The 11,996-nt window shown below is 41.8% G+C and carries 10 protein-coding genes; 3 read left to right on the forward strand and 7 right to left on the reverse strand.

The window, feature by feature from the left end; all coding sequences use genetic code 11:
- Positions 1-162, forward strand: a complete 162-nt coding sequence (locus BMY50_RS28290; RefSeq protein WP_202907729.1) for a hypothetical protein — start codon at positions 1-3, stop codon at positions 160-162.
- A 141-nt stretch (positions 163-303) separates the two neighbouring features.
- On the opposite strand, the gene BMY50_RS03355 is transcribed toward BMY50_RS28290, so the two are convergent.
- The 7 genes from BMY50_RS03355 to BMY50_RS03385 form a co-directional block, all read right to left on the reverse strand.
- Positions 304-639, reverse strand: a complete 336-nt coding sequence (locus BMY50_RS03355) for a helix-turn-helix domain-containing protein (RefSeq protein WP_093318330.1) — start codon at positions 637-639, stop codon at positions 304-306.
- A 9-nt stretch (positions 640-648) separates the two neighbouring features.
- Complete coding sequence (locus BMY50_RS03360; protein WP_162276524.1) at positions 649-1,005, reverse strand: response regulator; 357 nt, start codon at positions 1,003-1,005, stop codon at positions 649-651.
- A gap of 615 nt (positions 1,006-1,620) precedes the next feature.
- Positions 1,621-2,748: a FecR family protein gene (locus tag BMY50_RS03365; protein WP_093318332.1), complete on the reverse strand. Its 1,128-nt coding sequence runs from the start codon at positions 2,746-2,748 to the stop codon at positions 1,621-1,623.
- Positions 2,749-2,786: 38 nt separating this feature from the next.
- Positions 2,787-3,332 (reverse strand): sigma-70 family RNA polymerase sigma factor, encoded by a 546-nt coding sequence (locus BMY50_RS03370; RefSeq protein WP_093318333.1) that lies wholly within the window; start codon positions 3,330-3,332, stop codon positions 2,787-2,789.
- Positions 3,333-3,770: 438 nt separating this feature from the next.
- Complete coding sequence (locus BMY50_RS03375; RefSeq protein WP_139202192.1) at positions 3,771-4,271, reverse strand: DUF4974 domain-containing protein; 501 nt, start codon at positions 4,269-4,271, stop codon at positions 3,771-3,773.
- Between the two features lie 465 nt (positions 4,272-4,736).
- Entirely contained in the window at positions 4,737-5,903 is a 1,167-nt protein-coding gene (locus tag BMY50_RS03380) for a FecR family protein (RefSeq protein ID WP_093318336.1), read from the reverse strand.
- A 41-nt stretch (positions 5,904-5,944) separates the two neighbouring features.
- Positions 5,945-6,502, reverse strand: a complete 558-nt coding sequence (locus BMY50_RS03385) for a sigma-70 family RNA polymerase sigma factor (RefSeq protein WP_093318338.1) — start codon at positions 6,500-6,502, stop codon at positions 5,945-5,947.
- A 570-nt stretch (positions 6,503-7,072) separates the two neighbouring features.
- Here BMY50_RS03385 and BMY50_RS03390 point away from each other — a divergent pair.
- Both BMY50_RS03390 and BMY50_RS03395 read left to right on the forward strand, forming a co-directional pair.
- Positions 7,073-10,429 carry a SusC/RagA family TonB-linked outer membrane protein gene (locus BMY50_RS03390; protein ID WP_162276525.1) on the forward strand — a complete coding sequence of 1,119 codons (3,357 nt, stop codon included), beginning with the start codon at positions 7,073-7,075 and terminating at the stop codon, positions 10,427-10,429.
- Positions 10,430-10,457: 28 nt separating this feature from the next.
- The gene (locus tag BMY50_RS03395; RefSeq protein ID WP_093318343.1) at positions 10,458-11,990 is read left to right on the forward strand and encodes a RagB/SusD family nutrient uptake outer membrane protein; all 1,533 of its coding nucleotides are present in this window, start codon (positions 10,458-10,460) and stop codon (positions 11,988-11,990) included.
- The last annotated feature ends 6 nt before the right edge of the window (positions 11,991-11,996 follow it).

Raw genomic sequence — 11,996 nt, forward strand, 5'->3', positions numbered from 1 at the left:
ATGCGTGAGAGGCAGGGCCAAGAACATGAGGGAAGTCAAAAACTTGTACGACATATTCAGGGGCCTTTGGTTTTAGAAAGTTCCGTGGCTGCCACCTTATACTTACGTGCCGGATCACCGGCGGGTTTTGTAAATACGTTTTATGTCCTTTTACTGTCGTAGGGGGCCTTTTACGCCAATTTTAAATTCAGATGGGTAAACTAAGTAAAGGGACAATAGGCAGGGGTACGCCGCCAGTAAATACTGTTACGGGATAATCGGCAAAAAATAGGCAGATCGGAAATTTCAAAGTGGTATTTAGTGTCATAAAATCAGTAGTTGTACAGCTAGGGCTGAGCGCATGGTTAATGTTATTCCCTTTTTCTCGTCAACGTCAAAGCAAACACTTTCCCCTTCCGGGAGTATTTTAGATAGCCTATTTACATAAAAATCATAATCACGTTCGGCTAAAATATTCCGATACCCCCAGACCTGTTCCAGCATAATTTCCCTGCTGCAGAAGCTATTTGCATGCCTTGCCAGATAGACCAGCATGGCCCACTCCATATTCCACAACTTCAAGGTTTTTTCTTCCATCACGCTGCCAGGTTGTGGTCCCCATTTGGTCAAGTAGTAATTATTATAGGTCATCAACTCCATACAAAATATTTATGCTGCCAGCTGTGCCAATAATTGTGAATGAATGGCCTGAATTTTTTCTTCCGTTACCGGTTTACTAAAGGTTATACTGGCCCCGGCATCTAAGGCCCGCGCCACCAGGTCGGCGGGAAGAACGGAGGCCAGGAATACGATGGGTACTTTATGAATCCCATCTTCCCGCTTCAATTGCTCAATGAGCTCAATTCCCAACATATCGCCTAAACTGGATTCTACAAATATGACATCGTAGTGGAAGGATTTTGCCTTTTCTAGCCCCTCCCACCCTATTGTTGCCGTAGAGACTTCCATACCAAGACGCTTCAGAAGCGTACAGAGTAACCAGCGATTTTCTGCACAGTTTTCCACTACAAGCGCGTTTTTCATACAAAAGCTTTTATATAAACAATTATAACGGATACTTTTAAAGACCCCGAGTGGATACCCAGGGCGCTATTTAACCAACTATGCTGCCCCTATACCACTAGGCGACAACATAAGGAAGGATTCGATTTTATGGTGATAACACGATATCGCAGTACCTCCCGTAAAACTCGTCACTTCCTTTTAGAACATATCTTAGATTGGTAGACTTCCCTTTAATACCTTCAATGGTCATTTTATTAGCTTTTATCTGCGCATGTTTAAGGGGGGAGTTAACAAAAGCTACTCCCTGGTGCTCAGATTGAAAAAAGAACCAGCCCGAGAAGAATCAAGAGCCGGCCTTTCATTCATTTTAATTGTTAACCCCCAAAGGCCCCTAATTGTGCCCATAGTGGCTAATTAATCCGTTGTAGCCTGGATTATTTCACGTTGTAATGCTAAAAAATGGCCGCACCGAAAATCACATGAAAATCCTTTACGTAATAAGTACAATGCTCAGCGGGCAAATGGGTGGGATGCTTATAACATATTTATTTATGCGATATATTAAGGGAAGGAAATGACTAGGCTAGGTATTTCTCTATTGGTAAGTTTTTTACTTCATTTGATATACAGGGTATCGCTATGCCATTGGTAGTGAAAGGAGCTATCGTCCTGCTCCATGTTTTTCAGAAATTGTTCAAGGGTCACTTCTTTAGCGAAGACTACAGAACCGTCAAAGTTACGTCCCTGACTCGCCTCATCAACCACTACCTGAATATGGTAGTGATGACGCATCCGTTCGGCGATCTCGTCCAACCTAAAGTTTTCCAGTTGAACACCGGCCATAGCCTTCGCTGCGGCAGGTGCATGCGGTTTATCCAGTACAAATCTGCTTCCCCCTTTCGGCAATAGGGCCGTTTGTCCTGCGGTCAACACGACCGTTTCGTTCCCCACCGATAGACGTACCTTGCCCCGTATCAGTTTAGTACGGAATAGCGCGTTACGGGAGCTTACTTCAAAGCGGGTGCCCAGTACGGTAACATTTGCCTGGTCAGTGTGAACGATAAAGGTACTCCGCTTTTCGGGGGCTATCGTGAAGGTACCGCTCCCTTCCAGGTATACTTCCCGGTTGGTCTTTTCATGAAAGGAGGCGGGGAATTTCAGTTGGCTTTGCGGATCTAAGGTAATGGTGGAGGCATCCCCCAGTACAAGGGTGTACCGATGCCCATCCGGCACCTGCAGCACATGCCATCCTTCGGCTTTTTCAGGCATGGAAGAGAACAACTGTAGGGTATCCCGCCGAACCTGCAGGAGCCACTGCCCGGAAGGAAACTGCCAGTTGCTGTCTGCAGGCAATGCTATAGGTGCTCCACCTGCCAGCCGTATGGTAACGGCTTTTGATTCGGGTAATGATAAAATGCTTTCGCTGTTAAGCGATGGGCGCGGAAGTGCCAGCCACCAGGTAACTGAACCGACCAGCATTACAAGCAAACAGGTGAGCACACCCTTTCGTATGATACCTCGGCGCTTCTTCCTCTGTTCAAGCAATTGTTTGATCCCTTGCAAAGAGGCCTGAAGATTGTTTTCCTCCAGAGGGGCGTTCTCATGATTGTCCAGTAATGCCTCCCAGATGGAACGCACCTCCACATCCTGTTCAATCAGCTGTTCGAGATAATCGTTATCTTCCTTCCCTAGAAGGCCGTAGAGCTTTAAACAAAGCTTCTCCACCAATTCCGGATGGTTCATGTATCGCCAATAATGTAAATGGAAAAATTGTTAGCTGCTCAAAAATGTCGGATCAGGAAATCCTCAGCCAATTTCAAAGCTAACCGAAGGTGGTATTTAACGGTATTTGTACTTACGCTCAACTCCTGAGCGACTTCACGATAGCGCTTTCCCTGGATGCTCACGCCCTCAAATACCAACTTTTGCTGCGGGGTAAGTTTACGCCCGATCTCGTCCACCACTTCCCTGACCTCAAAATTTTCAAGTATATAGGAAAGATCATATACATCGGCAATGGCCTCATAGTTCTTTCTTCTGCTCTTTTCATTTTTCTGCGCCTTCAGCACATTCAGGCAGCCATTTCGGCACAGTAGGCTCAGATATCCCCAAAGTGACGATTCTACATGCCTCGCTAAGCCCTTTTCATAAAACCTTATGAAAACCTCTTGTACAACATCGTCACCTGCCTGTTTATCATTCAGATAGTAAGCCGCCATCTTAGACAGGGGCTCAAAATACTTTAGGTACAGTTGGTCAAAGGCCTCCTGCCGACAGGTGCTGGATCTTAGGTTCAACAGGATGCGTTCATCTTCCCAATATTGCATTCAGGGTCTGCTTTAAATGAAAATTGTAAAGCTCAATATAAACCCTTTTCCTGCAATTAACAAATGCTTAACAAAATCACACATAGGTGTGAGCACTCCCCCTAATGGGGACCGCAAAACACGGTCCCGCAGGGGAATTTTGGGGAAAAGATGACCTTATAACATCAACCTAACCTCTTATTATAGCGCCCATCGCATCCTGCCTGTTAAACCATTCACCATCAAAAAAGAAGGCGGGGCCAATAAAAGCCCTGCCGAGCTTATTAGATTGTTCTATTTGTTTAGGGAAACCGGAGCGAACCTATTTCCCTTGATCGGTGGTTCAAGGGCCACCGAAAAGCAATCGTGCCAACAGCAGTCCATCATGGACAACGTGGCTATTATCTTTAACGAACTGATCCTCTACCCAGCCAGGTACCCCCACCATAAATACCTGCCTTAGTGATCCACTGGCACCGATACCCCTTCGCAGAAATAAAGTGTTCCTGTCCTGCTAAAATAAAAGTCAATTCCACCGGTGCTTCGCAGTTCCATCAAAAATTCTTTCACGGGCCTATCCGTATGAAGCACCCCGCTAAAATGATACGCCCTGGATCTGACCTGGTTAAGATTAACCTTCACCTTATACTCCACTTCGATCACCCGCGCCAGCGCTTCCAGACTTTTGTTTTCAAAGCGGATGACCGGTTCCCGAAAAATGATCCGTATGCTTCCCTGCCGGAACTTGGCATATACCAAGCTACCACCCACCACTAACAACAGCGCCAATGCGCCGACAAGAACCATCTTTGACCTCCCCCAAAATGGAACTAGGCGTTCACCGGGGCAGGTCTCCTGCAACGAAGCGGCCAATGACCGGGCTTCATGGTTGCGCCTAAGCTCTAACCTGATATAGGCATTTTCTGCGCTATCCGTTAAACCATCCTTTCTCCATAGCAATAACCGAATAAAGGTTTCATGGTTAAAGGGTACTCCTGGTGGCGGCCAGCTCCGCTGGCGTGGGGCGAAAATCTTCAAGGGATATTGGTTTTAAATAACTCTCCAAAATCAGCTCCCGATTGAAAAATAGGTAAGATCAGGAATGATCCTACCGCTGGCCAATGTTTTTACTTTCTTATCGGCAACCGCTCAGAACGATTGCTTACCGGCTTCGTCTGTCAACCAAAACCGGCTTTTGAACCGGGCAGGTTCAGGAGCTCACCGCCCGCTGCAATGGAATACATAAGAATTTAATGTGCTATCACAATCAAAGGAAGGCTTAGGTAAATCACGACGGAACAGCGCTTACCTGTATTGCTTCCTATAAGAAATCAATACTTATAAGACCATTTTTCTCAAATGATGTACTATGTGATAAAGTATTTTTTTCAGGTTTAAATTAAAACGGTAGGAAGTGAAGAGTGTCTATCTGAAGTGTAAGGTGCTATCGGGGGAAAAATAATAATTGATACCCATGGTTTCTTTCATGTTCTCCAAAAATGCCTTTAATGGCCTGTTCCGGTTATAAACGCCGGAAAACAGCTTACCACGCAGGTGATCGCTGTCAAATTTCACCGCATGCCCTGTCCAACGTGGAAATTTCGTAGCCAAGTCCTCCAGCGTTACATCTGTCATATAATATTGGCCTTTTATCCAGCTCGTTACCTCTTCCTGGTCATACTTCCCCACTACCATGCCCTGCCCAACTGAATAGGTAGCCTGCCTCCCAGGCTTTAAAAGCACCTGGTCCCCCGCCACTTTAAAATTCACCGCACCATCCGACAGCGCCACCTTTAGGGTGCTGCCTTCGTAAGAATTTACGTTAAACTCTGTCCCCAACACTTGGATCGTCCCCTTTTCCAGGTCATTGTCAGTGATGGCGGGCAGCAGATGAACGATAAAAGGCTTCTGGGTGTTTTGTGCGATCTTTAGGTAGGCCTCCCCCCGGATGCTTATCTCACGGGTAGGGCCGTTAAAGGTAAAAGGGAACTGCAGGGACGTAACGGAATTGAGCCAGATTTCAGTTCCATCGGCCAGTAGCACCTTGAAATATTTCCCCGCCGGAACTGTGAGTGTATTAAGGCTGCCAGAGAGGGCACTATCGCCTTCCTGCACCTGCTCAATATAACTTAAGGTATTGTTAGCATTCCCCAAAAGGGCATTGCCGGCAGTAATGGTATCCGGGTGACGGCCAAGCGGAACGACTCCCCCACCTGCAAGTCTGAGCTCCACTTCCTTTTCCTGTGCACCTGCAAGTGGATTTATAACATTTTCTTTTCTATTGATCTGATAAACAGCGACAAAAATGCCTCCTATTATGGCAGCAATCATTGCCGCATAACCAATGATCCGCGGCCAGCGCCTACGCTGTGAATCTAGGATAAGATCGGGTAATGCTGTCCAGTTGGGATCTTCGGCTAGTTGGCTGAACACCACCCCCTGTTGCTGCAATTTACTTTCCAACTCCTCCAACTGGTTGCGCACTTCCTGCCTTTCGCTGAGCTGTTTGTCAATATACTCCAATTCATCCGGGTTGAGGTTACCGGCGAGTTTTCTGAAAAGTAGTTCGTTTATATCGTAATCGGGTTCCATTATCTATAATAAGACGCTAATTCGCGCTTAATGTACTATGACTAATAAAAGTTTTTAAGGTACCCGCGAAATATTTTAACCGCTTTACCAAGTTGATTTTTGACTGTATTGGGGCTGATCCCCATTTCGGAAGCAACTTCCAGACGACTTTTTTCCTCAAAGTAGACCAGCTTGAATACCTTGGCACTCATGGGAGGAACTTTGTCCATGGCCGCATTCAGGGCTAAATTAAGTTCATTGTTTTCAAGACGATTGGCAGGTAACTGATAGGCTTCCGGCCACAGCAGGTATTCGTGCTCCCGCTTCTGTAGCCGCTCTTTAGATTTCAATTTATTTAGGCAACGATTATAGAAAGCCCGATAGAGATAGCTGTCGAGTGCTTCGGCATGTTCGATTCGCAGAAACAGGCGTTTCTCCCAAAAATCCACGAAAAAATCCTGCACCAGGTCCTTAGCTTCTTCATCTGCCTCCCTGCCCAGTATAGACACGGCGAGTCCCTTAAGCCATCCCCTGCTTTTATTGTAAATCGCGCTGACCGCTTCCAAATCGCCGGACTTAAGCGCATTGAATAATTCCTGATCCACTTTGTTATGGGACATCTTACGCTAGTTGATTATATGTCCTTTAATACATCTCTTTACGAAAAATCGCTTCTCGGAGAAGAACAATTCCATGACTTAGGGTTAACTAGGACAAACATATACAAATAACAATACAAAAAGAAAGAATTAATATAAATTTTAATATAGAAAGTACACGCACTCCGATCCGGGATGGATTGAAATGTTCTAAATGTGAAATTTATGTTATCACAAAGGGTTTCCCAATAAGACCATAACTAAATTGCTTCCTGATCTAATATCCAATTATCGGGGCCAAATCTGCTACGATTACTTTGATAAATTTAACACAAATTGGGTATTTCAAATGTGAATCATCCGTTAACGGGCGCGTGAATACAACGTTAATGTAACCCGCAATAGCGGCTCAATGGCATCAGGATAGCCATAACAATTTTTTTTCTAATTCGACATAGTACATAACAAAAGAATAATGGTCTTATCATTAAGCATCCAGAGCATGTGAATGTTATCTGTTTGTTAACCCGACCAAGAGTATTTAAGAGATTGTAACCAACTATGTTTTCACTTATACCAAAATTAATGTGTATGGCACAACTTAAACCTACCTGGGGCTACGTCATTTACAAGCCTCTCCTCCTAATTATTTTCCTATGCCTCTGCAGTCTCAATCCCATACAGGCCAAAAGCAGGCAGGGTAAGAATGTCACCCTTTCGGGTGTTCAGATTTCCCTTAAAGAAATCTTCACGGCCATCCGAAAACAGACTGGCATGACCGTTATGTACAGCAATTCGGAGCTTAACATTAACCTGAAAGAAAGACTAAATGTAAATTTCAAAAACACACCGATAGAGGACGTGATGGATTTTATTCTGCGAAATAAAAATTACACCTACTCCATAGTCGATGACGGCGTTTTGATACTAAAAAAAACAAAGGAACCGGCGGCACCTAAAAGTAGGACAGATACCAGCTCAACCGTGTTCGCTCTTCAGGGAAAGGTCACTGATGCGGCGGGAACTCCTTTACCTGGAGTTACCGTGTTAATAAAAGGTACCCAACTAGGCTCAACAACAGATGGTAGTGGCATTTTCTCTCTTCCTGGAGTTGCAAACGGAATGACTTTACAGGTAAGAAATATCGGGTTTATCACGCGAGAAATTCCTATAACTGGAAAATCAATACAAGTTATTCTACAGATTGATGTGCAAAGTCTGGATGAAACGGTAGTCATTGCATATGGTACTACCACTCAAAGATTGAGCACGGGAAATATCAGTTCTGTAAAAGCCAAGGATATCGAAAAGCAACCAATAAACAACCCACTATTAGCGCTGCAGGGACGTGTACCCGGCGTATTTATTGAGCAGGCTACTGGGCTACCCGGAAGCGGAGTACGGGTACGTATACAAGGGCAAAATAGCATGGGAAATGGGAATGATCCTTTATATGTAATTGATGGAGTTCCTTTTACGAGTCAATTGTTACCGGGAATAAATCCAGAATTACTTGGAAGTTCTGGCAACTTCAACGTAATGGGGAGCCCATTTAGTTTCATTAACCCCTCCGATATAGAAAGTATTGACGTTTTAAAAGACGCTGATGCTACAGCTATCTATGGCTCACGTGCGGCAAATGGGGCAATACTGATAACCACAAAAAAAGGTAAATCAGGAAAAACACAAGTGGCAATTAATGTTCAAAATGGATGGGGAGAAAATACCAGAAAAATGAACCTCTTGAACACTGAGCAATATCTTAATATGCGACATGAAGCCTTAAAAAATGATGGAATTACATCACCTGGCACTGGGGATTATGATCTTAATGGTTTATGGGATAGTACAAAATATACAGATTGGCAAAAAGAACTGATAGGGGGAACAGCACAATATAGAGATCTTAAAGCTTCTATTTCAGGAGGTAATGATAATACGCAATTTCTTATCGGAACAGGATATCATAAAGAAACAACAGTATTCCCCGGTAATTTCAACGATGAGCGAGGCTCGGTTCACTTTAATGTTAACCATCTATCCAATAACAAAAAGCTGAGTATACAACTAATCGGGAATTATTTGGTAGATGGAAATAGATTACCAACAATTGATTTAACCTCAGCGGCCTTGCGCCTCGCCCCTACGGCTCCTCAGTTGCTAACTGAACAAGGTGAGTTAAACTGGATGCCCGGTCCTTCGGGAAATAGTACCTTTGGCCTAAATCCTTTACAATACATTGAAACAAAATATAAGAACACAACTTCCAACTTACTGAGTAACCTTCAAATTGGTTATCATTTAAACAAAAGCCTTGAAATAAAAAGTAGTTTCGGCTATAACTCACTTACCACAGATGAAACCTCGATTTATCCTTCTACCTCATTCATGCCAGAGCAAAGGCAATTCAATCCAAGAGCAGCGAGATATGGTTCAAACAAAATAAACTCATGGATAATTGAACCACAAATAAACTACAAGAGAAATATATTTGAGGGCGCTTTAGAGGTCTTATTGGGAGGCACATTACAAAAAAACAATAATACAAGTACACAATTAGCAGGAAGTGGTTATAACAGCGACTTGTTGTTAGAAAATATACAAGCAGCGAGTGCAATCAATGTTCTTTCACCTATAAACACCACGTATAAATACGCTGCCATTTTTGGAAGAATAAACTACAACTGGCAGAATAGATATATAATAAATCTGACAGCTCGACGGGATGGAAGTTCGAGGTTTGGTCCGGAAAATAAATGGCATACATTTGGATCTTTAGGAGCTGCATGGATCTTCACTGAAGAACCATTCTTCTTTCAAAATCAAAAAATTCTAACTTATGGAAAAATTCGAGCCAGTTATGGTACTACTGGTAGTGATCAAGTTGGCGACTACAGATATCTCAGTCTTTATAGTAATTATTCTGTTATATCTCCATACCAAGGGATAAGTTCTCTAATCCCAGATAGACTCAGCAACCCATATCTTCAATGGGAGGAAACAAAGAAGATACAATTAGGTGTCGATATTGGTTTGTTAAATGATAAAATACTACTATCTAGCACATACTTCCTAAACCGATCATCTAATCAACTGTTGAGTTACAACTTACCATTTACAACAGGATTTACTTCTATTGATAATAATTTTCCTGCAACTGTCCAAAATACCGGTATAGAATTATCGCTCAATATGACAAATTTAGCCAATTCTAAATTCACTTGGAATAGCGGATTTAACATTACAATACCAAACAACAAACTAATAAATTTTCCAAATATAGAACAGTCTCCATATTACACAAGTTATTTTGTTGGAAAACCAGTTAGGTTGACGCCGGTATATATATTTCGCGGGGTCAATTCAGAAACTGGCATATTTCAGTTTTTAGATAAAGATGGGAAATTAACATCATCACCAGATTTAGCTACTGATAGAAGTGAAGTTGTACAGCTTGATCCAAAATTTTACGGTGGATTCCAAAACTCCTTTAATTATAAAGGACTTCAATTAGATATCCTGTTTCAATTTGTAAAACAGAATGGTCAAAATTATCAATTTGGTCATATACGACAAGGTGCATTTAATAGTGGATATAGTAATCAGCCAATCGACGTACTTAATAGATGGATGTCTCCTGGAGACATAGCTGCTTATCAAAAATTTAGTGCTGGAACATCAGAAATTAGAGCAGCATACACTGCCGCAAGAAGTTCTGATGTTATGTATTCAGATGCTTCATATATAAGGTTGAAAAACATCTCTGTTTCATATGAAATTCCTAGTAATTGGAAGAGGCAATTGTCATTAACCAATCTCAAAATATATGCCCAGGGTCAAAACATAATGACGTTCACAAAATACTTTGGCTTAGATCCTGAAAGTAAAAGTTCTACTTCATTACCTCCTTTAAGGGTCCTCACTATAGGTATACAAGCAACATTATAATTTTTCTTGACCAATAAATTCTAAATATATGACACAACTAAATAAAGTATATAGAAGATACAAGGCAAAGCTTCTAAAATATATCTCATCCAGCAAACAGGCGTACAGTTTTTGGACACTTTTTAATTATTATTCGGGAAGTGATTTATACATAATAGTCTCATTTCTATTTCTATCAATTATAATATCATCCTGCGACAAGCTGATAGAAGTTAACCCGCCCGTAACAAATATAAACTCGGAAAATGTATTTAATAGTGACGATTCTGCTATTGGAGCGGTAACAGGTATATACGCTAAGTTAAGCAGTGAAAGTTTTCATTCCAGGGATTTAACAAGTACTTCATTCATACTAGGGCTCACCTCAGATGAACTTACATTAGATAATAGTATTAGTGACGAAACATATTTGAGTTATTATCAAAATTCACTAACAAGTGCAATATTTTCTGTAGGAAATCAGGATTTATGGAGTAAAATTTATCCAATAATTTACAAGGCAAATGCAGCAATCGAAGGACTTGAGAAATCATCACTTCTAACCTCTAAAGTAAAAGATCAACTAATGGGAGAAGTAAAATTTATAAGAGCCTTTTGTTACTTTTATTTAGTAAATCTATATGGAGACGTGCCGAAGATTCTTTCAACTACTTACACACAAAATACCAATATACCTAGAACACTTAAAAGTGATATTTGGGCACAAATTATTCAAGATTTAATAGATGCAAAATCACTTATGGTTGACGACTATCTCGACGCCTCTTTAACTTTTCCATCAACAGAAAGAGTAAGGCCGAGCAAATTTGCAGCAACAGCATTGTTAGCCAGATCCTATTTATATATGACAGAATGGCAAAAGGCTGATGCGGAAGCAAGTGAAATAATTTCGCATAGCGAACGCTTTACCTTATCGCCATTAAGTGACGTTTTTCTAGCCAATAGCTCAGAAGCGATTTGGCAATTGCAACCAGTATCGTCGCATTCAACAGAAGATGGAAGATTCTTTATAATTCCAGAAACTGGCCCTAGTGGAGATTGGCCTGTCTATCTAAACCGATCATTATTAAATAGTATTGAATCAATTGACCAGAGAGAAATTCTATGGATCAATAAAATTGTTGCTAATGGACAATCATACTATTATCCTTCTAAATACAAAAACAACCAAACCTATGATGGACCAATTTCCGAATACTCAATGGTGCTTAGACTAGGAGAACAAATATTGATACGCGCCGAGGCTAGAGCACACGAAGGTAATTTGAGTGGTGCAATTGCAGATTTAAATAATATTCGTTCACGGGCGGGTCTTAAATCAACTAATGCGACCACACAAGATGAGCTTATTAATGCAATTCTGCAAGAGCGAAGGATAGAATTGTTCTCTGAATGGGGCCATCGTTGGCTTGATCTAAAAAGAACAAATACAATTAATACTGTAATGGAATTTGAGACTGCAAGAAAAGGCGGGTTATGGAGTTCACATAGCCAGTTGTTTCCAATTTCTGCATCTGAAATTATATCTAATCCTAGCCTTATACAAAACGATGGCTATTGACTAATC

Source organism: Olivibacter domesticus (assembly GCF_900109575.1).
Taxonomy (GTDB): Bacteria; Bacteroidota; Bacteroidia; order Sphingobacteriales; family Sphingobacteriaceae; genus Olivibacter; species Olivibacter domesticus.